The sequence below is a fragment of the Legionella donaldsonii genome (assembly GCF_900452385.1).
GTDB lineage: Bacteria > Pseudomonadota > Gammaproteobacteria > Legionellales > Legionellaceae > Tatlockia > Tatlockia donaldsonii.
Window position 1 is genome coordinate 3,393,976 of sequence record NZ_UGOA01000001.1, and the last position, 26,721, is coordinate 3,420,696.

Genomic DNA, 26,721 nt, shown 5'->3' on the forward strand with positions numbered 1-26,721 from the left:
CGTTGAGTTGCCTTTTTGAGTTACAAAAAGTCTTTGTGAAATTAAATTTAGCTTTAAGGATAACAAAATCATTTAAGGTTTAATTTACAACTAATAAGATTTTAAAAAAACCAATTAACTTAAAATTTAAACCTTAAATTGCTCTTAATTTCCGTTAATCGCATTGGTTTAAGAAATCATTTTTATCGTCATCCAATACAATAAACACAAAGATTCCTATCCTCAGCATAGTCCTATAAGATAAGTATTAGAAATCAAGATAGGTAACCAGACCTGATTCAGGACATTCGTTATTAAAAGGGAAGTACTTTATGGTTAACAAACAAACCCCTATGGAAGGCTTTAACCCGGTCAGATGGGCATTTATTGTTATTTATCTTATTCTTACTGTTAGCTCTGTTTTTTGGCATTCCCCGCTGGCTTGGGATATTGTACCCATCGTACTGGTCTTTTCTATTTTTATTGCGGTCTCGCTACATGGCAAAGAACGTTATGGGATAAAAAATCTGCTGATATTTTTTATCATTACCTGGTTTGTCAGTCATTTTTTCGAGGCCCTTAGTATTCAAACCGGTTTTCCTTTTAGTTATTACCATTACGATAAATTAGCGGGGCCACGTTTATTTCAAGTCCCTCTTATTATCATGTTGGCTTATTTTGGAACGGGCTATGCTTCCTGGATTTTATCCCATATATTGCTTGATCAATACGCTAAGAGACTTCAAGGGAAACAACTCGTTTTAATCCCCTTGATTGCAGCATTCATTATGGTTATGTGGGATCTCTGTATGGATCCCCTGGCATCGACTGTTGGTTCATTATGGGTATGGAAAGAAACGGGAAGTTATTTTGGTGTCCCTTTACAAAATTATTTTGGCTGGTTTCTAGTCGTTTATCTAATTTTTCAATTTTTTGCTCTTTATATTGCTAAATATGATCTTGACCAAACAAGCAAAGTAAATGTCTTTTCTAATCGATTTTTCTGGTTGGAAGCCGTTGCAATTTATGGGATCCAAAGTTTGACACAAATACTGGAGCCTTTCAGTGCCTCAAGTCATATGGAAATTTATGGGCCCATGGCTTTAATTACTATTTTAACGATGATGTTCGTAACTTTACTGTCCTATCTGAGTATTAAAAATAATAGCCACTTAAAGGGCTAGTATCTTGTTCGCTATTAAAGTCCCTCCGTCATTTTATCATTGGTCGAATACCCAAACTGGTATTGGTAGTTGGATAAAAGAATGAAACATACAGTGACGGTCATAGCGACTAATAAACCCGGTAACCAAAAGACTTTCATTATGATTGCTTGCTCAGCAATAGGGAGTCCGACTGCACCAAGACCAGCGGCTATTGCCCAGATGGTGGAGACACCACGGCAACGGTATTGAGCGGGTAGTTGAAGATAAAGTAAATAATATAATGAGGCGCAAATTAATGCATTAGTGAGTGCATAACCGGTAATGGCAATTAAAACCCCGACCGTGTTCGCTTGTAGAGTAAAATAGAAAAGAGCCGGAGCAGTGATAATTGCCAGCAACATGCCTGCACGCATCAAATGATACACCTGTGTAGGCCTGGCAAAATAGGCAATAGGTATAGCCAATAAGGCTGAAGCCAATTGCGCCAGCGAACCAGTCCATAAACAAGTCTTTTCACTCCACAACTGCCTGTCAATTGCAAAAGACACCCAAAACACATTACAGATATACACCGTTATGCTCACAAAAAAAGCAATGGCAGCAATATTTACAAAGCCTCGCCCGTAACGTCGCCAAATACCTGCCATCGGCAATTGATTTTTACGAAACTCAGGCGACTCTTGTAATTGTTTACGTAAATGACAAACCCATAAGGAAACAAAACCCACCAAAGCAAAAATGATTCGCCAAACTTCCGGTAAAGAAATGTACTGCAACAACGTTGCTAAAGCACTGCCTATAAACATACCGAAAGCACCGCCTGCTGCAACCAAGGCACCCGCTAACAACACTCTATGAGGATGATGCTCAACTAAAAACATGGCAGACGTATTTATTTCGCCTCCCAACGCTAAACCTTGTGCCATGCGTAATAAAAGTAAACCCCAAGTAGCCCATAAGCCTATTTGTGCATAATCCGGCAAAAGTGCGATACCCAATGTAGCCAAACCCATCAGTGCAGCTGAAAATACCATTGGATTACGACGACCACTCAAATCAGCTTTACAACCAAAAAGCCAACCACCCACAGGACGGGCAAAATAGGCTGCAGCAAACAAAGCAAAAGTCAGTTCCAGGCTATACGCAGAAGGCGGGAAAAATTTCACCGCAAACACGGATTTAGCTAAATAAAGATAAAGACTGAAATCTAGCCATTCTAGAAAAACGAGCGCTAAAACAAGGATTAAGGCTTTTCGCTTCATGCAGACAATATAAGGTAAGTAGGTTTTTGCATCACATTGTTGCCATTATACATCATTTGTAAAGACGGACTAATCCCTTCTCTCTCGTCTCCCAACACAAGCATCAATACTTGCAAAAAGGATAAAAAACCTTCATCTTAACTGTTTCTTTGACAAAGCGTAGAAATAGATTTGATTAGTGAGAAAGGTTGTTATGCGGTTTAATGTTATTGGCGCTGGTCGCTTAGGAAAAAATATTGCTTTAGCTCTGACTAATTCGGGTTTGGCACGGCTTGCCGCTGTTTGCAACACCACCCTCGACAGCGCTGAACAGGCAATCCAGCAAATAGGTTCAGGCTTTGCAGTTCCCCATTTAGCGGAGCTGCCGAAAGTGAATTTAACGTTTATTACAACACCCGATGATCTTATTTCCTCCATTGCCGAGCAATTAAAGGAACAAGTACCGACAGATAGCGTTATTGTGCACTGCAGTGGTGTTTTGAGTTCTGCTGAATTAATGCCGCTAAAAACCCGTGGCTGTCATATTGCCAGTCTCCATCCCTTAAAAGCATTTAGCGAAGGGAATCTGGATCAAGGTGCCTTTATGCATTGCGATTGTGTCATTGAAGGTGATGAGCTGGTGGTCGAGTTACTGACCCCGCTATTCACAAAATTGGGGGCAAGGATTATTCCCATTAATGCTGAGGGTAAGGCTATTTATCATGCGGCTGCCGTCATTGCTTCTAATTATCTGGTAACGTTGGCTGCTACTGCCGCTGATTTACTGCAAGAATCAGGTATTGAGGCCAACCTGGCTCAACAAATGATCGTAAACTTGATGACAAGCAGCCTTAATAATGTGCAACAAGCCAGTGAGATAAAGAATGCACTTACCGGTCCCTTGGCCCGTGGCGATCTAAATACTATTAACAGACATTTAAAGGCTTTGAAAAATTGCTTTGCAAATGAGCTCTATCGCCATGCTGCACTTGCTACACTACCAATAACTGATTTAGACACCACGCTTAAGAACGCGTTGACTGTCTTATTAGAAAAGGCCGTCTAAGATAAAAAGGCCGTACTTCTTCAATCGACCTTTTTCTGAATACGCTTCACATAAAGCGTTTTTTTGACCGTCGCAATGATTTGTTTGCTTTCATCATAAATCTGAGTATGGAAAATTGGTAATGTTTTACCATTATTTTCATTCAGAGCCTGTTTTATGGCATCCAGCTGTTCATTATCCAGAGTGAAATCAGCATAAACGCGGCCTTTTCCTGGCTTGATATAGTTAATTTCTCCTTCTTTATCCCACACGACGTAATCAGATCCTAAACGATGGATCAGCAGGAGAGCAAAAAAAGGATCTGTCATTGAATACAAACTGCCGCCAAATTGAGTACGCATGTAATTTTTATTGTACCAACGGAAAGCCAGAGAGACTTGGGCAAAAGAAAAATCCTTGGCAATTTTCTCTACTTTGATCCCAGCCCCCCAAAAGGGCGGCCAGCAATTCAAAATAACATGGAGCATGCGAGCCGATAATTTCATGGAGGCTTACGCACCTGTGGTATTACCAGATACCTGCATGGCAGTCACATTTTGCAAGCCACGCGGCAAGCGATTGCCACGACGGCCTCGCTCACCTTGGTAATGACCAAGATCAGTCGCTTTCAGGGTAAAATGACGCTTACCGGCATACACGGTTAAGGAATCATCAGCAGATAATACTTGGAGATCGATGACAAACTCTTCCCGTTGCTGTGCCTTGGCAGAAGAAATATTAATTAATTTATTCCCTTTGCCTCTGGAAAGTTCCGGTAACTCACAGGCTGAAAACACAAGTAACCGTCCTGCATTGGTAACGCAGGCGATCAATTGCGATTCTTTCGCTGCAAATAAGCGTGGAGAGAGTACCCGGCTGTTTTCAGGCAATTTAATACAGGCTTTTCCGTTGCGATTTTTAACATAGAGTTCTTTCAGTTGGGTAACAAAGCCATACCCGGCATCGCTGGCTAATAATACCCAATCCTCTGCCTCACCACTAATAAGCGCTTCAAAATGCATACCATCACTGGGATTTAACTTACCAGTCAAGGGCTCTCCTTGACCACGTGCAGAAGGTAAAACATGTCCGGGCAACGTATAAACCTTTCCTTCACTATCAAAAAACACAACTTGCTGGTTAGATCTGGCATTGGTTTGCGCTTTGAATTCATCGCCAGCTTTATAACTTAATTCTCGGCCATCAATATCATAGCCTTTCGCGGCCCGAATCCATCCCTTTTGTGAAAGCACCACCGTGATAGGTTCATTAGGAAGAATATCTTCTTCTTTCAGCGCCTGAGAATCCTGGCGCTCAACCAATGGCGCTCGTCTGGCATCCCCGAATTGATTGCGATCAGCAGTAATTTCATCTTTCACCAGGGCTTTTAGCCGCTTTTCATTGGCTAAAATTGTCTGCAAGGAATCACGTTCATTATTCAAATCATCCAATTCTGCACGTAATTTAATTTCCTCCAGCTTGGCGAGATGTCGTAACTTCATCTCCAGAATAGCTTCCGCTTGCCTTTCACTTAATTTAAACCGTGCAATAAGCTCTTGTTTAGGATGGTCGTGTTCCCGAATAATGGCAATCACCTCATCAATATTCAGGTAGGCTATCAGCAAGCCTTCCAGGATGTGGATCCGTTCAAGTACTTTATCGAGGCGAAACTGCAGACGTCTTTTAACGGTTGACAGACGATAGGTTAACCATTCTTGTAAAATGGTTAGTAACCCTTTAACACGCGGCTTGCCATCCAAACCAATCATATTGAAATTAATGCGGTAACTGCGCTCCAAATCGGTCGTAGCGAACAAATGTGACATTAAACCTTCGGCATCCACACGATTTGATTTCGGTACGATAACAAGACGAGTTGGATGTTCGTGATCCGATTCATCCCGCAAATCCTCAACCATGGGCAGTTTCTTTTGCTGCATTTGTGCAGCAATCTGTTCTATTACTTTTGCGCCGGAAACCTGGTAGGGTAATGCTGTAATTACGATATCCTGTTTTTCCAGACGATAAATCGCCCGCATTTTTATGGATCCCCCACCCGTTTCATAAATCGTGCGAATCACATGGCTGGGTGTAATAATTTCTGCTTCTGTAGGAAAATCAGGGCCTTTAATGTGTTTGCACACATCAGTCAAATCGGCATTGGGATGATCAAGTAAGTGAATACAGGCATTAGCAACTTCGGTAAGGTTATGAGGCAAGATATCAGAAGACATCCCTACAGCAATTCCTGTTGCACCATTGAGCAGTACATTGGGTAATCTGGCCGGCAATAACGAAGGCTCTTGTAGCGTGCCGTCAAAATTATCAATCCAATCGACAGTTCCCTGCTGCAGCTCCGCTAAAAGCAAGTCTGCGTATGCTGATAAACGCGCTTCGGTGTATCGCATTGCTGCAAATGATTTAGGATCATCTGCAGAACCCCAGTTACCTTGCCCATCAACAAAAGGATAACGATAAGAGAAAGGTTGAGCCATCAATACCATTGCTTCGTAGCAGGCTGAGTCGCCGTGAGGATGGAATTTACCAAGGACATCCCCTACGGTACGTGCTGATTTTTTATGCTTTGCGCTGGCTTTCAAACCCAATTCAGACATTGCATAAACAATACGTCGCTGTACAGGTTTTAGACCATCAGCAATATGGGGTAGCGCCCTATCGAGAATAACGTACATGGAATAATCAAGATAGGCTTTTTCAGTAAATTCAGTAAGTGGTTTACGTTCTATGGCATCGTTCATAACACTGGGATTTTATACTTCAATTTGCTAATAACTATCATCGTAGTGCAAATAGGGTTAATAAGGCAAAGCTATTTTAACAACTAATTAGAATTAGAGCGAACTAAACGAATGAATACCCTGTTAATAAATTTTTGTGAAATTATAACAGAAATCTATATCTTATTGATTTAAATAAGATTTAAATAAGATATTTTCTTCCAGGCCATGTCCAACCTGTGGATAACTTTGTGAATTAAATGGATAACTTTTTGTAAACAAATACAAAAAACCTATACAGTAAACGCCCAGGAGGATTAATTGATCAATTTAAAAAGTTAGCCAATCAGCCAACCAAAACTAACCTCAACAGCGAAGTTAGTTTTGGTTTGGCTCAATCTCATGAGCTTCTTACCTGTGGGAATGACAAAAAATCTGAATGAACGGTTATTTAGTTTTCTTGCGTAGTTTTTGAATAGCACGTATCTGTGCAACCGCACGAGCCAATTCTGACGCTGCTCTAGAATAATCCAGCTCCGCGCCTTTATTAGCAATCGCCTCTTCGGCGCGTGCTTTTGCAGCCAGTGCAGCAGCTTCATCTATTTCTTCCGCACGCTCTACTGTATCAGCCAACACGGTTACATAATGAGGCTGAACCTCGAGCATACCACCAGAAACATAATAGATTTCCTGTGCGCCGCCTTGGCGTGTAACACGAATTTCTCCAGGTTTAAGCACGGTTAATAAAGGGGCGTGACCAGGAACAACTCCGATCTCACCCAATTCGCCTGTGGCGATAACCATTTCGACGACACCCGAAAAAATTTCCTGCTCAGCACTAACGATATCCAAGTGCGTTGTTCTTGCCATGTTTGTTTGCCTCATAGGGTTTTCGCTTTAGCAACAGCTTCCTCGATGCTACCAACCATGTAAAATGCCTGTTCAGGCAAATCATCGTACTCGCCAGCCAAAATACCTTGGAATCCTTTGATAGTATCTTTTAGTGATACGTACTTACCGGGAGAACCAGTGAATACTTCAGCAACGAAAAACGGTTGGGAAAGGAAACGCTGAATTTTACGGGCACGGGAAACAACACGCTTGTCTTCCTCAGACAACTCATCCATACCTAAAATTGCAATAATATCTTTCAGTTCCTTGTACCGCTGTAATGTTTGTTGAACCCGACGAGCAGTATCATAATGCTCTTGACCAACAATCAATGGATCCAATTGGCGTGAAGTAGAGTCTAGTGGATCTACTGCGGGATAAATTCCCAACTCGGCGATTTGACGAGACAAAACGACTGTCGCATCCAAATGCGCGAAGGTGGTTGCAGGTGAAGGATCTGTCAAGTCATCCGCAGGAACATAGACCGCTTGAATAGAAGTAATGGAACCTGTCTTGGTGGACGTGATACGCTCTTGCAGCATACCCATTTCCTCAGCCAGCGTTGGTTGGTAGCCCACTGCAGAAGGCATCCGACCAAGTAATGCAGATACTTCAACCCCGGCAAGCGTATAACGATAAATGTTATCGATAAATAACAGAACATCGCGTCCTTCATCACGGAATTTTTCCGCCATGGTCAAACCAGTCAAAGCTACACGTAAACGGTTTCCTGGTGGCTCATTCATTTGTCCATAAACCAATGATACTTTATCCAGAACATTCGAATCTTTCATCTCATGATAGAAGTCGTTACCTTCACGAGTACGCTCGCCCACACCGGCAAATACAGAATAACCACTGTGCTCAATAGCGATGTTACGAATCAACTCCATCATGTTAACGGTTTTACCTACACCGGCGCCACCGAACAAGCCCACTTTACCACCCTTGGCAAAAGGACATAACAAATCAATCACTTTAATACCGGTTTCCAACAATTCCTGGCTACCAGCTTGTTCTTCATAGCTTGGTGCCTTACGATGAATTGCCCAATGCTCATCAGCATCGATAGGACCAGCTTCATCGACTGGACGTCCCAGAACATCCATAATACGACCGAGGGTTTTCTTACCGACAGGCACTTGAATTGGTTCGCCAGTATTTTTAGCCTGAACTCCGCGTTTCAAACCATCAGTGGTACCCATGGCAATAGTACGAACAACACCATCACCTAATTGCTGTTGCACCTCAAATACCAGATCCCCTTCAACGAGTTTTAACGCATCGTTAACTTTGGGAACGTTATCACGAGGAAACTCAACGTCGACAACCGCGCCAATAACTTCAACTACAGTTCCTAAACTCATCATATGCCCTCTTATAAAGCGTCCGCACCACCAACAATCTCTGCCAATTCCTGAGTAATGGCAGCTTGTCGGGCTTTGTTATACGCCAATTGAAATTCTTTGATTAACTCACCTGCATTATCAGTTGCACTCTTCATTGCAATCATTTTTGCAGCTTGCTCACAGGCAATGTTTTCCACAACCGCCTGATAAACCTGCAACTCAATGTAACGCTCCAACAAGGCGTCTAATAATTCCTTGGCATCTGGTTCGTAAATATAATCCCAATGATGGCCAAGCTCTTTACTATCTTCTTCAGAAGCAGGTAAGGGTAAAAGCTGTTTAATGGTTGGTTTTTGCGTCATGGTATTAACAAATTCATTATACGCAATATGCAAAGCATCTATTTCACCCTTATCAAAGGCGTCCAGCATGACTTTTACCACGCCAATTAAATCTTTTACGCTAGGTTTATCACCCAGTTGATCAATAGAAGCAATAATATTTCCACCAACCCGTTTGAAAAAGGCTTGCCCTTTCCTGCCAATAACGCAAACATCGATTTCTTTGCCTTCATGCTGCCACTGGCGCATGTGGCGTATTGTTTCGCGCAGTAAATTTGCATTCAAACCACCACACAAACCTCTATCCGTCGTTACGACAATGACACCAATACGCTTAATGTCACGCACTGTCATAAATGGATGCCTATATTCAGATGTCGCGCGAGCCAGATGTCTAACAACTTTATATATTTTGTTTGCATAGGGCTTGGATGCTCGCATTCTATCCTGCGTTTTGCGCATTTTACTTGCGGCAACCATTTCCATCGCGCGAGTTATTTTTTGCGTGTTTTTAATACTCGCAATTTTTGTACGGATCTCTTTCGCTCCAGCCATATCTTGCTTCGCCTTTAATTAACAGATTTTTTGCTAGAAAAACCTGCGTAATCAATTAAGCCACCTCTACTTGGTAAAGGTGGCTAGTCAATTTACCAGCTACCAGTGCGTTTGAAGTCTTCGACAGCTGCCTTTAATTGGGATTCAATATCACCATCATAAGCACCAGATTCATTGATCTTGTGCAAAAGTGCCGCATGTGAAGCTTGCATAAAGCCATGTAATGCTGATTCAAATGCACTAACCTCGGTAACCGGAACATCATCCAGATAGCCTTTCTCTACGGCAAAAAGAGACACAGCCATTTCGGCTACGGAGTGGGGTGAGTATTGCTTTTGCTTCATTAACTCAGTAATACGTTGTCCACGCTCCAGTTGCTTACGTGTTGCATCATCCAAATCAGAAGCAAATTGTGAGAATGCCTCCAACTCACGGAATTGTGCAAGGGCTAAACGCGTACCACCACCCAGCTTTTTCATGATCTTTGTCTGTGCTGCACCACCAACCCGGGATACCGATAAACCGGAGTTGATTGCAGGACGGACGCCAGAGTTGAATAGATCGACATCAAGGAAAATCTGTCCATCTGTAATGGAAATCACGTTGGTTGGTACGAATGCAGATACGTCACCTGCTTGCGTTTCAATAATTGGCAACGCGGTAAGTGAACCCGTTTTGCCTTTTACTTCACCATTGGTCAATTTCTCGACTTCCTTCGCGTTGATTCTTGCTGCGCGCTCAAGTAAACGTGAGTGCAGATAGAAAATATCCCCAGGGTAAGCTTCGCGTCCTGGTGGGCGGCGGAGTAACAAGGATATTTGTCGGTATGCCCATGCTTGCTTGGTTAAATCGTCATAAACAATTAGAGCATCTTCGCCGCGCTCCATGAAATATTCACCCATGGTGCAACCGGCGTAGGGAGCTATAAACTGGAGGGCAGCCGAATCAGAAGCGCCGGCAACGACCACAATGGTATGCTCCATAGCACCATGCTCTTCCAGCTTGCGCACAATGGCTGCGACTGAAGATGCTTTTTGGCCAACGGCTACATAGATACATTTAACTCCAGTGCCCTTCTGGTTAATGATCGCATCAATAGCGATAGCTGTTTTTCCAGTTTGGCGGTCACCAATAATCAATTCACGCTGACCACGTCCGACTGGAATCATCGCATCAACAGCTTTCAAGCCGGTTTGTACTGGCTGATCAACTGATTGACGAGCAATTACACCAGGAGCCACTTTTTCAATGGGAGACATCTTGGTGGATTCAAGAGGTCCTTTACCGTCAATTGGGTTACCAAGTGCATCGACGACACGTCCAAGGAGACTTTTACCTACAGGAACTTCAAGAATACGACCAGTACACTTTCCTTTTTGGCCTTCAGACAGGCTTGAGTAATCACCTAAGATTACCGCACCGACTGAATCGCGCTCCAAGTTCAATGCCAAACCATAGACTCCGCCAGGGAATTCAATCATTTCCCCTTGCATAACGTCGGCAAGGCCGTGGAGGCGAACAATACCATCCTTCAGGCTAACAATGGTTCCTACATTTCGTGCTTCGGAAACAACGTTGAATTCTTCAATCTTCTTTCTGATTAATTCACTGATTTCAGATGGGTTTAACGCTACTTGTTCTGTCATGAAATCTATCCTCTCTCTAGGCGGCTAAATCGGTGATAAGCTTACTTAATTTGCCTCGCACCGAGCCATCAATAATTAAATCGCCAGCTTGAATAACCGCACCGCCCAGCAGTGATTGGTCAACATTAACATCAAGCGTGACCTGGCGTTGTAGCCGTTGGCTAAGTGAACTGATTAAATGCTGTTGTTGCTCAGTTGAAAGTTCTGAAAAGCTATGAACTTTGACTACCAGCGTTTTTTCTTGCTCCGCACGCAATACCTCAAACAACACTTTAATATCAGGCAATAGCATTAAGCGCTTATTATAAGCCAACAAGGCTATCAGACTTTCTATTGCTGTTGCTTCTTTATCGCTAGCTTTTGCAAAAGGAATCATTAATAGTTCTGTCTGTTGTTTTTCTGTTACTGCAGGATTGGTAATAAATTGCATTGCTTTATCATCCAACACCGATATTGCCAAACTATGCAGTATCTCAGACCATCGGCTAAGTTTTTTGACAGCCAGCGCGTGCTCAAAAATTGCTTTTGCGTAAGGTCTAGCGATCGTTGTGGTATCTGCCATGTTAAATCTCTTTAATCAGGTTATCCAATAACGCGCTATTCGCTTGTTTATCGATTTCACGCATAAGAATCTTTTCAGCACCAGCGACTGCCAACTGAGCGACTTGCTTACGCAAGTTCTCTTTTGCACGGTTTATCTCTTGCAGTAATTGCTCATGTGCTATTTTGGCCTGTTTTTGTGCTTCCAGTTTCGCTTCTTCTTTCGCTTCTTCAATGAGTTGAGCAGCACGGTGATTTGCTTTCTCAATAATTTCTGAAGCTTGTGATTTAGCTTGTTTTAATTCATCACGGACACGATGTTGAGCCAGTTCCAATTCTTTACGGCCACGCTCTGCAGAGGATAAGCCGTCAGCGATTTTGTCTTGACGCTCTTCCATTGCTTTAGCCAACGGTGGCCAAACAAATTTCATGGTAAACCAGACAAACGCGACAAAAACCAACATTTGAACAATCAAGGTCAAATTTATATCCAAGGTAATTTCTCCTGTAGCATTTGGGGCGTAAAATCGCCCCCATTTAGTGTTATCAAGAACCTAAATTGCTGAGGAAGGGGTTAGCGAAAGTGAAGAACAACGCAATACCCACACCAATCATTGTTACCGCATCAAGTAAGCCTGCAACAATAAACATTTTTACCTGTAACATAGGAACCATTTCAGGTTGGCGTGCAGAACCTTCAAGGAATTTTCCACCCAATAAACCAAACCCAATCGCGGTACCTAAAGCACCTAAACCTATCAGCAGTGCGACTGCGATAACAGTCATACCTTGAACTTGTGCTATCAAACTTGCAGCTTGCATATAAATCCCCTTAATGGACAATTGTTTAAATTAAAAAATGATTAATGGTCTTCATGGGCCAGACTGAGATAAACAATAGTCAGTACCATAAAAATAAACGCTTGCAACGTGATCACCAAAATGTGGAATATTGACCAGGCCAAAGCTAATAAAAACTGTGCTACGCCCAAAGTAACTGTTCCAGCCAATGAGGTTACAGTTGCATTCAAGGTTAGCAAGGCTATCAGAATAAAGATCAATTCACCAGCATATAAGTTTCCGAATAGACGCAGTGCAAGCGAAATCGGTTTAGCAATCAATCCCACCAATTCCAACAACAAGTTGAAAGGAATAAATGCGGGATGATTAAAAGGCTGTAAGGCTAATTCCTTTGCGAAACCTTTGACACCCTTGATTTTCACACTATAGAAAATAATCAGCATGAAAACGGATATCGACATGGCAAAAGTTAGATTCAGATCGTTCGTAGGTACGACCTTTAGATAATGAATACCCACTGATTGAGCCAGAATAGGCAGCACATCAACGGGAACAATATCCATAAAATTCATCAGAAAAACCCAAACAAAAATCGTCAGCGCCAAGGGTCCGATTAATTTATTTTTTCCGTGGAAACAGTCTTTAACCTGATTATCAGCAAATTCGAGCATTAATTCAGCAAAATTCTGTAACTTGCCGGGAACCCCTGTCGTTACCCTACGTGCGCCAATGTATAGCAACGCCAGAATAAAAACCCCTGATACAACAGAGAAAAACAGTGTATCGAGGTTGACCGTCCAAAAACCACCCGAACCAAAACTCATCGTTTTGAGGTTAAAGGTGAGATACGTTAAATGATGTTTGATATATTGGGTGCTTGATACCATTTCAGTCACTTTCTGGCCTATTTTGTTTGTTAGCAAAAATCAGTGGTGCGAACCAATGGTTCATCAACACCATAATGTAAGTGAAAAAAAACGCAAGAGGGGCTACTTTAAACAGGACAAACACCAGCGTAAACAGGATAACAGACGACAATATTTTCAACGCCTCACCAATATAGAAGCTTTTGACTATTTGTCGAGCCGCTCTGGCGCCCTGGTAGCGAAACAGTTTTCTTGCGAACAAGATAGAAGGTATGACTGCTACCAGTCCTCCTAATATTGCGGATATCGCTTCTTTTGTTCCGAAAGTCAGCAGAAAAGCCAATGCTATTATTACACTGGTAGCCAGCTGAGCTCCCATCAAGCCTATCACGCCTCGTACGCTCCGCCTATCTTTCACATTTTCACCCATCTTTCAACGCGCGAATTATAAAGTAATCAAGCTGGATAAGCAAACATCAGCAGCAAGTTAAGTCTCTATTTGCTGTTTTTTTTGCTAAATCAATTAGTTTCGAAATTGAATTTTTATTGATCTTATTAATTATTTAAAATCCAGGTGTTTTTTTTGGTGTAACTAATCTGTAATCGACCTAACTGCGTGCTGCGCTGGAATATTAGGCATATATTGATTATATTTTATAATAGGTGTACTTAATATTTACACCAACAGTGTTTACCTCGAAGTAAGGAATTATGATATGTCAGAAAAGCAACAACGCACCGCTGCCAGTATGCGGGAAAAAATGCTCAATCGGTACGGTGATGAACTTCACCACAAACATGATAAAAACCATAACCCCTATAGAAAACATTGTAAATCTCACCCTGTACAACTAATGAACGGACATAGCAAAGAGGACGAAGCAAATTCATCGACGGGATTGTTGCGTGCTTTTAAATTAAGAAAAATTCGTAAACGACTGGATAAAGGTCGCATCCATTGATAAAGTAATGGTATCCTCCAGGTTAGCCACTTCCTGGTTTGGAACTGCGCACAGTGGCTTGAGTCTACTCAGGCCACACTCTTTTAATGCAGATTAGACATCTTTTACAGGCTTCCCGCTTAAATTGTAGTATTTGAGTAATTTAACAACTCGCTCAACCCCGGCAGTATTCCTGGCAATATTGATTACAACAGCGGCTTGAGCTGGCCTCACATCTCCCATTAGGTAAACAATACGATCAGAAGTAATCACCTTAAACGCATTTGGATCAATCGCTGAGTCAGCAAAAATCTGGCTGCGAACTTTAGTTGTGATCCAGCTATCCTCTAAGGTGTTACTTGGTTGTTGGCTAATATCCATTTGGTTAAACAGACGACGATAACCCGATAGTGCCGATATCCGTTTAATCGCTGTCTCCCGCAGTTCCAGGCTGGGAACATGACCTGCTAACAGAATATCGCCATTAAAAACGGCCAGGTCGATTGCGCAACCCTCTGTTTTAAAAACGTTGTCCTCATACAAGACTCGATGTGCTTCTGCAGAAAGCTCATAATCACTGAGTTTTTTATAAACATTATGGCGGTCATAAACCAAAGTAGCCCCGGTCCATACGCCACCAAGACAACCAGTCAAAAGACTGCAGCTTAAAAAAATGACAGCAAAACATCCCTGTTTTCTCATAGTTCCTAGACAATATATTGGAAGACTTTAACCACTTTACGAACACCTTGTACCTGCCTGGCAACACTGACCGCCAAATTGGCTTGCTCGCGAGTAGCAATTCCCATTAAGTAAACAACAGCGTTTTCGGTCACAATACGAATGGAGCCAGACTCCAAACCTTTCTTGGTTAACATTAAGCTACGTACCTGACTAGTTATCCAGGTGTCCTTTGTTCGTTGACTTATAGGCAGGGGATAATCAACCGAAATCTCATCGTAGACTCTTCTCACATTCGGTGTATTTTGCGCGATTTTTTCCGCTACCACTCTTAGTGAGGCAGTTGGTGTTTGTCCAACAAGCAATACAACACCGTTAAAGCTGCTTACTAGAATGCGTGAATCACGAAAACGAGGATCGGTAACTATAGCAGTATGAACCTTATGAAAAATACGGGCATCACTTTCTAAGGTAACAACGCTGCGGCGATCATAAACCACAAGACCAGCGGCAGCGCCGGCTACCACTGCTGCGACGCAGCCTGTCAGCAATGAACTAACGAGTAAAAAAATTATTGAGCGAATCTTCATAACTTACCCCAACATTTGACCAAACAACGATTGATCTATCAAATCACAAAAACAATGCAAGATGAATAAGTGTGTTTCACGAATACGTGCTGCACTATCGGCCTGCACCCTTAGTTCGATATCTTCAGGTCCGAGGTGGTTAGCAAGAACCCCACCATCTCGCCCGCTTAAAGCAATGGTATCCATCCCACGATCATTTGCTGCATTGACAGCATGCAAAATACTATCCGAATTACCTGACGTTGAAAGCGCAAGTAAGACATCTTTTTCCTGCCCTAATGCATGGATCTGGCGAGCAAAAATCTGATCATAATGATGATCATTGGAAACGGATGTTAGCGAGGCCATATCTGTACTCAAAGCAATAACAGGTAAAGGAGGCCGTTCTACTTCGAAATGATTGAGCATGGCAGCAGAAAAATGCAAACAATTTGCAGCTGAACCACCATTGCCACACAACAATATTTTCCCATCATTAAGAAGGCAGTTAACCAAGCGTAATCCTGCCTTGGCTATTAGCGCAGACATCGTATCAGCAACAGCTATTTTCCCTTCGATGCTAATACCAAAGAGTTGCCTAACTCTGTCTTCCATCTGTGTCATCTTTCATTTCCCAATTTATTTGTATTATTTTAAAAGCCCACACCAAAAGCATTCTTTATCCACCCAATTTTTGCAGGCTTGCCATCTAAAGTCAGTACATCAAACCGTGTGGGTTGTGTTTCATTAATTTTATTTGTAAGTAAATAATGGGTAGCCGTTTTTAAAAGTTTTTGCTGTTTGCTGTAAGTCACGCTGGCTGCAGCACCTCCAAATGAAAGTGAGGCACGAGCACGCACTTCGATAAAAACAAGATAAGCACCTTCTCGCATTATTAAATCTATTTCTCCCCAGCGACAGCGGTAGTTACTCGCCACCCATTTCAATCCCTGAGCAGAAAGATGCATCCGTGCCTGCTGTTCTTCGATATACCCAATCCTTTGCGACATTGTCTTACCTATACGCCTGTATTAGTCGGCCATCGCCACAGCTACCCCATTTCTAAATTGTCCCCAGGCAGGAATTCTTGCAACCTGCTGTGCCCGATTCAGATAAAGAGCACCACTTTTATCATTAACACCCATCGCTGGGAAGAGTAATAACTGATTCAGTTGATTAGCTAAGGCATAACTATCCATACCTAAAGCATATAAACGATTATAACTGTTAAGCTGTTCGGGCCAGTTCTTATTACCCAACTGATGAGCAAAGACCCAGGGCATGTCACAGAAAATGATGCCATTCAAATCCTTATCTTTCATGATGTTCAAACTTCCACTATAGACGGTGGAAGTAGCGTAAACCGGGACATCACCAGCAAAATAATATTTTAGAAGAGGCATGATTTGCCGTGCTTTTGAAGGGTAAGCAAGCATAAAAATCATATCAAAATCTTGTCGTCGCGCAGGAACTGATTGAATGTTACTGCCCAATAGTTGTTTAAGTTTCTTTTCGCGTACCTGGCTATCAGAAATATGAAGAATATCCCGTACCGCAATATTCAAATCCTCATTATTGGCATATCTCAATTGATCAGAGATGATCCCATCACTCGAGCGCCACTGAGATGAAAATGCTGCAACAATTTCGTCGCCCCAACTTCCTTTTGGAGCAATGATTAAGGCTCGTCTTAACCCTCTTTTGCGTGCCTTGACTGCAACCTGCCTTGCCTCGTTAGAAGGTGACAGCCCGAAACGGTAAGCATTCGTATTAGTTCCAGTTTCCATATCATTCAGCAAAAGGGTCGGAACAGGGTGATCCATGGCTGCAACACTGGCAACATCTGTTTTACTTAGAGGACCAACAACATAATCGGCACCATCTGCTACTGCCTGCTGATATAAATCAGCAACATTTCCTGCCGCCGTATCATATAACCGAATTTTCGCTTCTGAAGCAGGATTACTTTCCGCTGCGCTGACAAAACCATCACGAATCGCATTGCCTGGTCCAGCTAGAGGCCCGGTTAGTGGGAGTAAGAGAGCCATTTGACGCGGTGTTCGATGCAAATAAGGCTTAACGGCAGACAAAGGGGAGGGCAAAATACCATTCGCAGGATGCCCAGGATATTGCTGTTGCCATTGTTCAACACGAGCATAAGTAGCCTCAGCATTTGCAGAATTCTGGCGTGGGATAAGTGCTAACTCCATCCATCCCTGCAAATCAGATCCTTCTTGGGCTTCGATTGCCAGGGTATTCAGTTCAGCAACAGGTAGTTTGGTCAAAGTAAGCCACAAAATACGACGGTTATTAGCCTGTGCAACCTCATCCGTTAAAAGGCGTTCCAATTTAATGCGTTCAATAACCGATTCACTGGCATTCCCTATGGACTCATAAGCGTTAGCCAGGATTTCATGAAATTGAACTTGATAAAAAGACGGCAAGCTGTTAATTTCACGCACGCCTGATAGCCTGGCGACAGCAGCTTTTGGCTGTTCACGAATCAAGTCGGTTTTGGCGAGTAAAATATTTTTTTCACTAGTCTGTTCGGGTGATAAATTATTGGTTTGAGCTAACGTTTTTATACCCTCTCGCCACTGGCCATCGTAGATAAAACGGCCGGCAGCCATGAGCAGAAGATTTTGTTGCTCATCACCGCCCTGATTTTTTGCCAAAGCAAGGTATGCACTTGCAGGCATAGTATAAGGAATGGCGGATTGCTTGTTAGGGCGTGGCGGAGTATTTTGATTTTCAGCAACTTTCGTGCATTGAGAAAGCAAAATGACTGAAACGATTAGCGATACTAATTTTAATACTAATGAATTTGGTAACATGGAGGTACGTCCGAAGCGCTGGAACGGAATAGGATAAACTATGGTAAAAAGTTCAGCAACTATTGTTGGCACTCTTTATGTTGTTGCCACGCCGATTGGTAATCGCGATGACATTAGTTTGCGGGCCCTGGATGTTTTAAGATCGGTTGATACCATACTGGCCGAAGATACCCGCCATTCTCAGCAATTACTGAATGCCTTAGGGATTCATAAACCCTTGCTTTCATTACATGCGCATAATGAAAATGACAAAAGTGAGCAGATTCTTAGTGCCCTGCGGCAAGGAAAATCGTTTGCTCTAATTAGTGATGCCGGGACGCCATTAATCAGTGACCCAGGCTTTCCGCTCGTTCGGCTGGCACAAGAAAATGAAATTCCCGTTGTTCCGGTTCCTGGAGCCTGTGCTTTAATAACAGCACTTAGTGCTGCGGGTGTTCCTTGTGATAGTTTCACCTTTGCTGGTTTTCTTCCAGCGAAACCGGTTGCAAGAAAAAATAAGCTTAATGCGCTACAAAATTCCGAACATACCTTAGTTTTTTATGAATCTACACATCGAATTGTTGATTGTATTAATGATATTATGCAAGTTTATGGTCAACATTATGAAATGGTACTAGCCAAAGAATTAACTAAAGTTTTTGAACGCTTTATTAGAGGGACGGTGCAGGAAATAAAGGATTGGTTACTGATGGACAATAACCACTCAAAGGGTGAGTTTGTTCTTATTCTTCCTGCAAAACCTACCGTTACAGCCAACACAAAAGGAGAAGAAATTTTAGCAATTTTACTTGAGGAACTTCCTTTAAAGCAGGCAGTAAAAATTGCGAGTTTATTAACAAAAATCTCTAAAAATGAACTCTATAAAAAGGGGCTAGATATGTTAGAAAATGGCAGATGATGCTATTGAAAACCTTTACCATAGTTGGTTTATGCTGCAGATGAAGTCATATTTTACAAGCATAAAGATTATTTTTTACATACCGTAAGACACAACATGCATTCTATGTAGAACAGCTTGATCAGATTTAATTGATAAAATATCAGCTACTTAAAAATCAATTTTGATCTGTATAGAATGTGAGTATGGTTGTGTTAATAAGGATATTAATCATGCCAAAATTGCCTAAAATTTGTTTTTTACCTTTGTTATTATCTTGTTCGCTTAGTTCTGCAATTACTTTAGGTCGAGTTGTTGTTGCAGATCCCCTTGTCGGCAGTCGCTCTATCATTTATGAACAAATTAATGGTTTTGCTGTTGTTGAAGGCGATATCCTTGTTGCCAAAATTACTGATTTACGGCGATTTCGTGCGGTAATAAGACATAAAATTGGTGGCAGTAGGTGGCCAGACGGCATTATTCCTTACGAAATTGCAGAAGATTTACCTTTCAAAAATAAATTAGCTGTTTTGCAGGCGATTGCCCATTGGCAAGAAAAAACCAATATCAAACTGGTCGAATTAACGAGTAAAAATCGCCATATCTATCGGGATTATGTTGTTTTTGTTCCAGCGGAAGGCACAACGTGTTCCTCTTATGTAGGAAAGCAAGGTGGACGGCAGGAAATTAACTTGTCAACCCGTTGTACTGCTATGAATACAGTCCATGAAATTGGCCATGCTCTCGGTTTATGGCATGAGCAATCCCGTGCCGATCGCGCAGAATTTATTCGCATCCTTTGGGAAAATATTGAAGAGGATCATAAATTTAACTTTGACCAACATTTAACGGATGGTGAAGATTTTGGTAGTTATGATTACCAATCAATCATGCATTATGGGGCCTATGCTTTTTCAAAGAACGGCAAAAGAACGATTGAACCTTTAATGGATGGCATCGAAATAGGCCAAAGAAATTATTTAAGCGATAAAGACATTGCGGCAATTAATGCGATGTATCCGAACGACTATTAACAACAATCTATCGATTGGCTTCTTCGGAAGCTCGCTAGAGAGGTGCAAGAGGGAAACGAAAGTACATGAGATTTCGAGCACCTTATCGGTCAAGCCATTCACTCTGGAGTAACGTTTCCGAAGATGGGCAGCCTACTATGCGAATAGCAGGCTGCAGGAGAGGGATTCTTATGTAAAGGAAAATGCTCGCGGAGCATCGTCTAGAGAATTGATACTAAGCTGCGTAGCTTTATCCTGATTATGTTTATGATAAGAGCTCCCCAAGCTGTATACCATGTAAGTCGCTGTCATTACTAAAGCAGCGGGCAAAGAGATCGCCATAGTAGTCATAAACAAAGCCGGCATTACCGCATTTTTACCTAATGTAAAATAAAAATTATCGCTCGCCGTTTTCTGTTCCCATTGAGCCAATCCAATCGTTTTTGGGCCTGCGCTTTCTAATTCTGCTGTCCGAAGAGCAACACTCTTTTCCTTATAGTTGCTGTAAGCCCCGTCAGATAAGTAGATTGCTACCCCGAGGGTGCATACCAAATAGGAACCTGCGATCAAGGCAGCCGGTGTCAGTAACATGGAAGCTGAAAAGCCCATCAATAATAATAAAGCGCCCGTGGCATTAAACAAATAAGTGGAGCTTTCTATTTCCCAACTGTTATCAAGTTGTTTGATTTGTTCCCGTAATATTTTCAATGCCACTACATGCTCTTGTTGATCAGGGAATTGCTCATGGTAGATGCATTCTTCTTCATATTCCGCTCTTTTAGTTAGATAAGCGTCTTTAGCAAGTTCACGACGATATAAAAGCAGACAGACGTCGAAGACCAAGAATGCTGCTGTTGCCCAACCGGCCACAGGATTAGAAATACCAAAATAGTCGTTATAATTAGTGAGACCGTTAACGGTAGCCCAAACTATATCGTTTAGATAAGTGAGTCGACGTTCATAAAGTTCATCTGTGAAACGCCGCCAGGTAGTTAAAGCCTCTTCATCGGTTGATGTTGGGGAAAGCGCATGTTTAAGCGCAACTCCCATATTAAGAATCATGCGGCCCACGAAAAAGCCCACGCTCAAAGCACGAAAGATATGATTAGGTTTTTCCCAGGTATGAACAATAGCATCAACATCAATCTCTTTGCCCAGGATATTGCCCAGTTTTTCTATCCATTGAAGTTCACGAGCCAGGAAAAGTGAATTTTTCATGGTTAGTCGGCAGAAAGTCCAGTAAATACGGCTTACATTAGCAAAACCAACATTACTTACGATTTTAGAGATACTGAAAGGGGTCGCTCTAAGCTCCTTTAAACTCGCTCCTATGTCTGCGCCCAGTTTATTTAAAAATCCTTCATCCTTTGGGCCAATTTTAGCGTCATCTTCATTATCACAACGCTTTCTTATTGCTTCAGCCAAATCAGCGAACTGTTTTGCTTTAGGTTTCCCTTCTCCGTCATGAATTTCATAATAATTTTTCAGCATAATGCTGCAACTATAGCAGTAAAGCCAGAATTTCTTTCCAGCACCATCATTAGCAATCGCCTTCTTTCTCAGGCTGGCATACAATTGGTTAAATTCTTGCTCAATCAATGTTTTATTATCTGCCAGGAATTTGTAGCGGCGTTTGTCATCTTCTCCCCCTTCAGCCCATCGACGAGCATCCACAGTACTATTAATTTCTGATGTCAAAAAGCCCTGTTTGTCGCGAGCAAAAAATTGGTATTGAGCTGAATAGGAAACCATAATCTAATCCATCAAAAAAATGTGCAATAAGTTAAAAATACAAACTTAGCATTAGTGTGATTCGCAAAGCAAGCTATTTTGTATTTATTTTTTTCATATTGCCTACTGAATGTCATTTAAGGATAACATTTTGATTTATAATCATTTTTTATTGATGCTGAGGGTTTTTTGCCTACTCAATTAACATCTTTGCAAAAAATATTAACTTTATTTACCGATGCAGAAACTGGAAAAAATTCTACCCAGTAAATCATCAGAGGAAAATTCCCCTGTAATTTCCCCCAAAGCCTGATGAGCAAGACGCAAATCTTCAGCAAGTAATTCGCCAGCTCTTTGCGTAGTCAACTGTTGCTGCCCGGCGAGTAGTAACTCTTTTGCCCTATCTAAGGCATCTAAATGGCGCCTTCGAGCTAAGAATAAACCCTCCGTTGGCTGATAACCGACAACCTCTTTAATTTTGTCTTTTAGCAACTCCAGGCCAGCACCTGATTTAGCGGAAAGGTAGACAGCCTGCTCTTCTGTTTTGGGAGTCAGGCCCGCCGAATCAATCTTGTTATAAATCTGAATCACAGGAACACCGGGGGGTAAGGTATTGCGAATGGTTTCACTGAGCTCACTGCTACAATCAGTCTTGTTAATATCGATTACCATCAATAAGCAATCCGCACGACTTACCTCCTGCCAGGCCCGCTTAATTCCTTCTTTCTCTACCAGATCCTCGCTTTCGCGTAGACCTGCTGTATCGATCAAATGCAAAGGGATATCATCAAGCAAAATATGCTCGCGCATAACATCACGCGTAGTACCAGCCACATCGGTTACTATCGCCACATCTCGGCCAGCCAGGCAATTGATAAGCGTTGACTTTCCAGCATTCGGACGACCAGCAATGACAATCGACAAACCTTCTCGAATAATGGCACCTTGCGATGCACTGTTACGAATAGTCTTCAGTGATGCTAAAACATCTGCCAGCATCGTCGCCACTTTACCATCGCTAAGAAAATCAATTTCCTCTTCTGGGAAGTCTATGGCGGCCTCCACAAAAAGGCGTAAGTGAATTATGTTTTCGTTTAATTCATGGATTTTATTTGAGAAATCACCTTGCAGTGATCTTAGGGCCATGCGAGCGGCTGTTTGTGAGCTGGCATTAATAAGATCGGCTATCGCCTCAGCTTGAGTTAAATCCATTTTATCATTCACAAAGGCCCGTTCGGAAAATTCTCCCGGTTTGGCTAATCGTGCTCCCAGAGTAATGCATTCTTTTAGTAGAGAATCCAAAACAATAGGGGCCCCGTGTCCTTGCAGCTCCACCACATCTTCGCCGGTAAAAGAATGAGGGGCTTTAAAGTAAATAGTCAAGCCGTTATCCAGAACATTGCCATTTCGATCAACAAAAGAGCCATATTTTGCGATACGGGGAGTTAAACTCTTTTTCCCATTCAATTGTAAAGCGATGGAATAGGCTTGCGGACCCGAGAGGCGTATAACACCCACTCCTCCGCGTCCAGGAGGAGTGGCAATTGCTGCGATAGTATCCGATGACATTTACTTCGCAGAAACCAGAGTTTTCTTTGGCCTGTCATCACTGTACTTACGTGTGATATACCATTGTTGCAAGATTGATAAAGCGTTGTTCACTATCCAGTACAAAACCAGACCGGCGGGGAAATTCCAGAATAGGCCGGTAAAGAGGATCGGCAAGAACATCATTATCTTGGCTTGCATTGGATCGGGCGGTGCAGGATTCAAGCGCTGCTGGATCAACATGGTAGCGCCCATAATGATGGGTAATACATGGTATGGATCGGCAACCGCTAAATCTTTAATCCAGAAAATAAAAGGCGCCTGTCGTAATTCAACGCTTTCTAGTAAAACCCAATATAGGGCGATGAAAACCGGGATCTGGATAATAATAGGCAAACAACCACCTAAGGGGTTAACTTTTTCCTGACGGTACAACTCCATGGTTGCCTGACTCATTTTGGCCTTGTCATCACCATAACGTTCACGCAAAGCCTGTAATTTAGGTTGTAACTTACGCATACTCGCCATTGATTTATAACTGGTGGCTGATAAGCGGTAGAAGGCTAATTTAATTAATACGGTAACTAAAACAATGGACCATCCCCAATTACCGACTACCGAGTGAATGGCTTTCATTAATGAGAACAATAGGGAGGACAAAAACCACAGCCAACCATAATCCACTGTCAAATCAAGTCCTGGAGCAATCCCTTTCAACACACTGGTAATTTCAGGACCGATATAAAGACTGGAGCCGATTTTTTTCTCTGTTCCTGGCGCAACCTCAATTGGCTCACTGACTGAACCAATCGTGTAATCCTGATTAGCAACGCGCGTATAAAACAAGTTGTTACTGATCGCATTCGGTACCCAGGCACTCAAGAAATAATGCTGTTGCATTGCAATCCAACCACCTTGAGATTTTGTCTCCAGATTGGTTTTAGTCATATCTTTAAAAGTAACCTTTTGATAACGGTGCTGAGGATTGGAGTAAGAAGCCCCCGTGTAAGATCCAACATGGAAGATACTTGATTGATCCTCTTGCGGTGAACTACGCAAGAGTTGCGTATTCATATAGCCAGTCCAAGCGTCTTTACTCTGGTTATTCAATAAGTAATTGACTTGAATTAGGTAACTTCCTCTGGTAAAGACAAACTCTTTTTTGACGTCTAAACCTTCCGGTGTTTTGCCATTAAGAACAACCGTTAGTTTTTCTGCGTCTGGCTTTAATTCATATTTTTCTTTGTCTGAGGTTAAATTGAGATTAACAGTCTGCACTGACTGTCCTGAGCCAGTCAGCAAGCTGCTATTCGCTACATATCGTTCACTCGTACGATTTTGTAACAAGGTAATAGGATTATCTTTATCTTCAAGGCTTTCCGGGTAGTCCAGTAATTGCGCCTTAACAATATCACCATAGCGTGTGTCAATATGTAAATCGAGCACATCTGTTTTAACGCGAACTAGCTGAGAAGCAGCGTTTTCATTTATCGTTTCCTCGGATCCAGTAATAACCTTTGTTTCCGGTTGATTAGTACTACTGATTCCTATGTTAGGTAGCAATTGGCTATCTTTGGATTCTGTGGCCTTCTCTTCACTAACTACTTGTTGGGGATGGACTGGCGGATAATCATGCTGCCAACTGGTCCACAGAGAGTAAACAATCAGCGCTAGCGCTGCATATAAAACTACACGACGTATATCCATCAAGGCTTCTCTTTGTTAGGTAATACAGGGTCATAGCCACCAACAGACCAAGGATGGCATTTCAGTAGCCGTCGACAGGTAAGCCAGCCTCCTTTTAAAACACCAAAATGTTTGATGGCAGCTAAGGCATACTCTGAACAACTCGGGTAATAACGGCAACAGGGTTTCATGATAGGACGTAATAGAAATTGGTACATAACAATAGGCAAGCAAATTAGATTGCGTATGAAGCGGTTAATTTGTTCCATATTGTACCTAATTTGGCAATTATTGTTTTGTTTTCTACCTTTGCTACACCGTGTTTGGCCAAAAATATCATATCTATCGCAGGTAACTGAGTAGTTCGAAATCCTTCACGTAATAAACGTTTGATTCGATTTCTATCATGTGCTTTGGGTATCATTTTTTTTGATAATGCCAACCCAAGCCTAGAGTACCCCAGAGAATTTTTACGGTATAGGATAATGAACTCTGAGGTAACTATCTTCTTTGCCTGCTCAAACACGTGGTCATAATCGCTCTTGTTTAATAACCGACGTGTTTTGCCAAAACAGTGCACTTAGGCTGATAAACGCTTACGTCCTTTCGCACGACGACGTTTTAGTACCAAGCGGCCGCCTCTGGTTGCCATGCGTTGACGAAAACCATGATCGCGTTTGCGCTTCAGATTACTTGGTTGAAAAGTGCGTTTCATGATGAACCTGTTGTTAATTAATTTTTGAGGTTGGCAATGATAGAAAACTTTACATCGGCTGTCAAACCATGTTGGAAGAATAAAGCACGATTTTTATTTGCTTGAGGCGCTGCTAATAATTAATAAAAAAGATATTTTAGAATTTTTATTTATATTTATGTGGACAATTTCTGTTGAAAGTTTTGTTTTTTAGTTTAAATACAATTAGTTACATAAATGTTTTGCTGTTAAAAACCACTCAATATGCTTTCGATGATGTGTCCATAAGTTAATTGCCCTTCTCTTGCAAGCCAAGTTATCCACTTATTTTACTAGTACTAGTTCTAATATTACTAACATCATTGTTTGGATTGTTACAGTCAAGCAAGAGGTGACTGCATAAAAATAACCAAGGTTTGGTTGTTCACTAATAACTATAAAGTTATTTATTTAAAAGCTTATTACTTTTATATAGTCATTAAAATCTGTTGGTTCTTTCTATATCTAAAGCAAATACAAGTAGTTACGATATTTTTTTGTTGTAGATAAGCTTTGTTTATTCGGCCTAATAACTTCTTTATAAGATCATTTTTTTAAAAGAGAATTTTGTTATACCTAACTTATTCCTCTCTTTTAACCAGTTTATCCCGAAGGCTATGCCATTGTTTATCTATCCTCGTCGTTGTCTTTATTGCACACGCTATTTCCTGATTTCATCAATTTAATATTTTCATTCTGGTATTTTATTGTTATTGTGGATAACTCTGTTCTTTTACTCATTGCTTAGTATAATTGACGCCCTTGCAAATCTGATTTTACCCAAATTTAATTTTGCTCTTGATTCATATTGGCTTGTTGTTGTCGGTTTGATAGAGGCAATCTTTAAATTTCCTGAGCAAGTATTTCCCTTGCTCCCCTGGTACATTCAGTGGCAATATTTTATTTGATTGTGCTTGCGTGATATTGTTTTAGCCTATTGAGGAGTTTTT

The 26,721-nt window shown here is 41.7% G+C and carries 28 protein-coding genes; 5 read left to right on the top strand and 23 right to left on the bottom strand.

The window, feature by feature from the left end; all coding sequences use genetic code 11:
* Positions 1–311 precede the first annotated feature (311 nt).
* Entirely contained in the window at positions 312–1,163 is an 852-nt protein-coding gene (locus tag DYC89_RS15350; RefSeq protein WP_115222577.1) for a carotenoid biosynthesis protein, read from the top strand.
* A gap of 14 nt (positions 1,164–1,177) precedes the next feature.
* Here DYC89_RS15350 and DYC89_RS15355 read toward each other — a convergent pair whose 3' ends face one another.
* On the bottom strand, positions 1,178–2,407 hold the full coding sequence (locus DYC89_RS15355) for an MFS transporter (RefSeq protein WP_115222578.1): 1,230 nt from the start codon (positions 2,405–2,407) through the stop codon (positions 1,178–1,180).
* Positions 2,408–2,600: 193 nt separating this feature from the next.
* Here DYC89_RS15355 and DYC89_RS15360 point away from each other — a divergent pair, with 193 nt between their 5' ends.
* Positions 2,601–3,452, top strand: a complete 852-nt coding sequence (locus DYC89_RS15360) for a Rossmann-like and DUF2520 domain-containing protein (RefSeq protein ID WP_115222579.1) — start codon at positions 2,601–2,603, stop codon at positions 3,450–3,452.
* Positions 3,453–3,472: 20 nt separating this feature from the next.
* On the opposite strand, the gene DYC89_RS15365 is transcribed toward DYC89_RS15360, so the two are convergent.
* The 11 genes from DYC89_RS15365 to DYC89_RS15415 form a co-directional block, all read right to left on the bottom strand.
* Positions 3,473–3,937 (bottom strand): DUF4442 domain-containing protein, encoded by a 465-nt coding sequence (locus tag DYC89_RS15365; RefSeq protein ID WP_115222580.1) that lies wholly within the window; start codon positions 3,935–3,937, stop codon positions 3,473–3,475.
* Between the two features lie 6 nt (positions 3,938–3,943).
* The gene (gene parC / locus DYC89_RS15370) at positions 3,944–6,190 is read right to left on the bottom strand and encodes a DNA topoisomerase IV subunit A (protein WP_115222581.1); all 2,247 of its coding nucleotides are present in this window, start codon (positions 6,188–6,190) and stop codon (positions 3,944–3,946) included.
* A 426-nt stretch (positions 6,191–6,616) separates the two neighbouring features.
* Positions 6,617–7,039 carry a F0F1 ATP synthase subunit epsilon gene (locus DYC89_RS15375; protein WP_115222799.1) on the bottom strand — a complete coding sequence of 141 codons (423 nt, stop codon included), beginning with the start codon at positions 7,037–7,039 and terminating at the stop codon, positions 6,617–6,619.
* An 11-nt stretch (positions 7,040–7,050) separates the two neighbouring features.
* Complete coding sequence (gene atpD / locus DYC89_RS15380; protein ID WP_115222800.1) at positions 7,051–8,427, bottom strand: F0F1 ATP synthase subunit beta; 1,377 nt, start codon at positions 8,425–8,427, stop codon at positions 7,051–7,053.
* Between the two features lie 11 nt (positions 8,428–8,438).
* The gene (atpG, locus tag DYC89_RS15385) at positions 8,439–9,305 is read right to left on the bottom strand and encodes a F0F1 ATP synthase subunit gamma (protein ID WP_115222582.1); all 867 of its coding nucleotides are present in this window, start codon (positions 9,303–9,305) and stop codon (positions 8,439–8,441) included.
* 92 nt (positions 9,306–9,397) lie between these two features.
* Entirely contained in the window at positions 9,398–10,951 is a 1,554-nt protein-coding gene (gene atpA / locus DYC89_RS15390; RefSeq protein ID WP_115222583.1) for a F0F1 ATP synthase subunit alpha, read from the bottom strand.
* A 16-nt stretch (positions 10,952–10,967) separates the two neighbouring features.
* Complete coding sequence (locus tag DYC89_RS15395) at positions 10,968–11,513, bottom strand: F0F1 ATP synthase subunit delta (RefSeq protein ID WP_115222584.1); 546 nt, start codon at positions 11,511–11,513, stop codon at positions 10,968–10,970.
* Position 11,514: 1 nt separating this feature from the next.
* Positions 11,515–11,985: a F0F1 ATP synthase subunit B gene (locus DYC89_RS15400; protein WP_058445972.1), complete on the bottom strand. Its 471-nt coding sequence runs from the start codon at positions 11,983–11,985 to the stop codon at positions 11,515–11,517.
* 52 nt (positions 11,986–12,037) lie between these two features.
* The gene (gene atpE, locus DYC89_RS15405) at positions 12,038–12,313 is read right to left on the bottom strand and encodes a F0F1 ATP synthase subunit C (protein WP_058445973.1); all 276 of its coding nucleotides are present in this window, start codon (positions 12,311–12,313) and stop codon (positions 12,038–12,040) included.
* 41 nt (positions 12,314–12,354) lie between these two features.
* Complete coding sequence (gene atpB, locus DYC89_RS15410; RefSeq protein ID WP_115222585.1) at positions 12,355–13,179, bottom strand: F0F1 ATP synthase subunit A; 825 nt, start codon at positions 13,177–13,179, stop codon at positions 12,355–12,357.
* A 1-nt stretch (position 13,180) separates the two neighbouring features.
* On the bottom strand, positions 13,181–13,576 hold the full coding sequence (locus tag DYC89_RS15415) for a F0F1 ATP synthase subunit I (protein WP_181879432.1): 396 nt from the start codon (positions 13,574–13,576) through the stop codon (positions 13,181–13,183).
* Positions 13,577–13,874: 298 nt separating this feature from the next.
* On the opposite strand from DYC89_RS15415, the gene DYC89_RS15420 reads away from it, so the two are divergent.
* Complete coding sequence (locus DYC89_RS15420) at positions 13,875–14,120, top strand: hypothetical protein (protein ID WP_115222586.1); 246 nt, start codon at positions 13,875–13,877, stop codon at positions 14,118–14,120.
* A gap of 93 nt (positions 14,121–14,213) precedes the next feature.
* On the opposite strand, the gene DYC89_RS15425 is transcribed toward DYC89_RS15420, so the two are convergent.
* From DYC89_RS15425 to DYC89_RS15445, 5 genes are read right to left on the bottom strand one after another with little or no spacing between them, the layout of a single operon-like run.
* The gene (locus DYC89_RS15425; RefSeq protein WP_115222587.1) at positions 14,214–14,801 is read right to left on the bottom strand and encodes a BON domain-containing protein; all 588 of its coding nucleotides are present in this window, start codon (positions 14,799–14,801) and stop codon (positions 14,214–14,216) included.
* 5 nt (positions 14,802–14,806) lie between these two features.
* A complete protein-coding gene (locus DYC89_RS15430; RefSeq protein WP_115222588.1) occupies positions 14,807–15,370 on the bottom strand; it encodes a BON domain-containing protein in 564 nt (187 codons plus the stop codon).
* A 3-nt stretch (positions 15,371–15,373) separates the two neighbouring features.
* A complete protein-coding gene (locus DYC89_RS15435; RefSeq protein ID WP_058445979.1) occupies positions 15,374–15,973 on the bottom strand; it encodes a D-sedoheptulose-7-phosphate isomerase in 600 nt (199 codons plus the stop codon).
* Between the two features lie 29 nt (positions 15,974–16,002).
* Positions 16,003–16,359 carry a YraN family protein gene (locus tag DYC89_RS15440; RefSeq protein ID WP_115222589.1) on the bottom strand — a complete coding sequence of 119 codons (357 nt, stop codon included), beginning with the start codon at positions 16,357–16,359 and terminating at the stop codon, positions 16,003–16,005.
* A 21-nt stretch (positions 16,360–16,380) separates the two neighbouring features.
* Positions 16,381–18,183, bottom strand: a complete 1,803-nt coding sequence (locus tag DYC89_RS15445) for a penicillin-binding protein activator (protein WP_115222590.1) — start codon at positions 18,181–18,183, stop codon at positions 16,381–16,383.
* A gap of 40 nt (positions 18,184–18,223) precedes the next feature.
* Between DYC89_RS15445 and rsmI the strand changes: the two genes are divergently transcribed.
* Both rsmI and legP read left to right on the top strand, forming a co-directional pair.
* Positions 18,224–19,081: a 16S rRNA (cytidine(1402)-2'-O)-methyltransferase gene (gene rsmI, locus DYC89_RS15450; RefSeq protein ID WP_115222591.1), complete on the top strand. Its 858-nt coding sequence runs from the start codon at positions 18,224–18,226 to the stop codon at positions 19,079–19,081.
* Positions 19,082–19,293: 212 nt separating this feature from the next.
* Positions 19,294–20,094 carry a Dot/Icm T4SS effector Zinc-dependent metalloprotease LegP gene (gene legP / locus DYC89_RS15455; RefSeq protein ID WP_115222592.1) on the top strand — a complete coding sequence of 267 codons (801 nt, stop codon included), beginning with the start codon at positions 19,294–19,296 and terminating at the stop codon, positions 20,092–20,094.
* Positions 20,095–20,262: 168 nt separating this feature from the next.
* On the opposite strand, the gene DYC89_RS15460 is transcribed toward legP, so the two are convergent.
* The 6 genes from DYC89_RS15460 to rpmH form a co-directional block, all read right to left on the bottom strand.
* On the bottom strand, positions 20,263–21,825 hold the full coding sequence (locus DYC89_RS15460) for a hypothetical protein (RefSeq protein WP_115222593.1): 1,563 nt from the start codon (positions 21,823–21,825) through the stop codon (positions 20,263–20,265).
* Between the two features lie 207 nt (positions 21,826–22,032).
* Entirely contained in the window at positions 22,033–23,373 is a 1,341-nt protein-coding gene (gene mnmE / locus DYC89_RS15465; protein ID WP_115222594.1) for a tRNA uridine-5-carboxymethylaminomethyl(34) synthesis GTPase MnmE, read from the bottom strand.
* Positions 23,374–25,059, bottom strand: a complete 1,686-nt coding sequence (gene yidC, locus DYC89_RS15470) for a membrane protein insertase YidC (protein ID WP_115222595.1) — start codon at positions 25,057–25,059, stop codon at positions 23,374–23,376.
* A complete protein-coding gene (gene yidD / locus DYC89_RS15475; protein ID WP_082646613.1) occupies positions 25,059–25,307 on the bottom strand; it encodes a membrane protein insertion efficiency factor YidD in 249 nt (82 codons plus the stop codon). The genes yidC and yidD overlap by 1 nt, the downstream gene beginning before the upstream one ends.
* Positions 25,274–25,618, bottom strand: a complete 345-nt coding sequence (gene rnpA, locus DYC89_RS15480) for a ribonuclease P protein component (protein ID WP_115222596.1) — start codon at positions 25,616–25,618, stop codon at positions 25,274–25,276. The genes yidD and rnpA overlap by 34 nt, the downstream gene beginning before the upstream one ends.
* Complete coding sequence (rpmH, locus tag DYC89_RS15485; protein ID WP_019215662.1) at positions 25,619–25,753, bottom strand: 50S ribosomal protein L34; 135 nt, start codon at positions 25,751–25,753, stop codon at positions 25,619–25,621.
* Between the last annotated feature and the right edge of the window lie 968 nt (positions 25,754–26,721).

Coding starts and splice junctions, on each gene's coding strand:
- DYC89_RS15350 (WP_115222577.1), top strand. CDS start 312: ATGGTTAACAAACAAACCCCTATGGAAGGCTTTAACCCGGTCAGATGG.
- DYC89_RS15355 (WP_115222578.1), bottom strand. CDS start 2,407: ATGAAGCGAAAAGCCTTAATCCTTGTTTTAGCGCTCGTTTTTCTAGAA.
- DYC89_RS15360 (WP_115222579.1), top strand. CDS start 2,601: ATGCGGTTTAATGTTATTGGCGCTGGTCGCTTAGGAAAAAATATTGCT.
- DYC89_RS15365 (WP_115222580.1), bottom strand. CDS start 3,937: ATGAAATTATCGGCTCGCATGCTCCATGTTATTTTGAATTGCTGGCCG.
- parC (WP_115222581.1), bottom strand. CDS start 6,190: ATGAACGATGCCATAGAACGTAAACCACTTACTGAATTTACTGAAAAA.
- DYC89_RS15375 (WP_115222799.1), bottom strand. CDS start 7,039: ATGGCAAGAACAACGCACTTGGATATCGTTAGTGCTGAGCAGGAAATT.
- atpD (WP_115222800.1), bottom strand. CDS start 8,427: ATGAGTTTAGGAACTGTAGTTGAAGTTATTGGCGCGGTTGTCGACGTT.
- atpG (WP_115222582.1), bottom strand. CDS start 9,305: ATGGCTGGAGCGAAAGAGATCCGTACAAAAATTGCGAGTATTAAAAAC.
- atpA (WP_115222583.1), bottom strand. CDS start 10,951: ATGACAGAACAAGTAGCGTTAAACCCATCTGAAATCAGTGAATTAATC.
- DYC89_RS15395 (WP_115222584.1), bottom strand. CDS start 11,513: ATGGCAGATACCACAACGATCGCTAGACCTTACGCAAAAGCAATTTTT.
- atpE (WP_058445973.1), bottom strand. CDS start 12,313: ATGCAAGCTGCAAGTTTGATAGCACAAGTTCAAGGTATGACTGTTATC.
- atpB (WP_115222585.1), bottom strand. CDS start 13,179: ATGGTATCAAGCACCCAATATATCAAACATCATTTAACGTATCTCACC.
- DYC89_RS15420 (WP_115222586.1), top strand. CDS start 13,875: ATGTCAGAAAAGCAACAACGCACCGCTGCCAGTATGCGGGAAAAAATG.
- DYC89_RS15425 (WP_115222587.1), bottom strand. CDS start 14,801: ATGAGAAAACAGGGATGTTTTGCTGTCATTTTTTTAAGCTGCAGTCTT.
- DYC89_RS15430 (WP_115222588.1), bottom strand. CDS start 15,370: ATGAAGATTCGCTCAATAATTTTTTTACTCGTTAGTTCATTGCTGACA.
- DYC89_RS15435 (WP_058445979.1), bottom strand. CDS start 15,973: ATGACACAGATGGAAGACAGAGTTAGGCAACTCTTTGGTATTAGCATC.
- DYC89_RS15440 (WP_115222589.1), bottom strand. CDS start 16,359: ATGTCGCAAAGGATTGGGTATATCGAAGAACAGCAGGCACGGATGCAT.
- DYC89_RS15445 (WP_115222590.1), bottom strand. CDS start 18,183: ATGTTACCAAATTCATTAGTATTAAAATTAGTATCGCTAATCGTTTCA.
- rsmI (WP_115222591.1), top strand. CDS start 18,224: ATGGTAAAAAGTTCAGCAACTATTGTTGGCACTCTTTATGTTGTTGCC.
- legP (WP_115222592.1), top strand. CDS start 19,294: ATGCCAAAATTGCCTAAAATTTGTTTTTTACCTTTGTTATTATCTTGT.
- DYC89_RS15460 (WP_115222593.1), bottom strand. CDS start 21,825: ATGGTTTCCTATTCAGCTCAATACCAATTTTTTGCTCGCGACAAACAG.
- mnmE (WP_115222594.1), bottom strand. CDS start 23,373: ATGTCATCGGATACTATCGCAGCAATTGCCACTCCTCCTGGACGCGGA.
- yidC (WP_115222595.1), bottom strand. CDS start 25,059: ATGGATATACGTCGTGTAGTTTTATATGCAGCGCTAGCGCTGATTGTT.
- yidD (WP_082646613.1), bottom strand. CDS start 25,307: ATGGAACAAATTAACCGCTTCATACGCAATCTAATTTGCTTGCCTATT.
- rpmH (WP_019215662.1), bottom strand. CDS start 25,753: ATGAAACGCACTTTTCAACCAAGTAATCTGAAGCGCAAACGCGATCAT.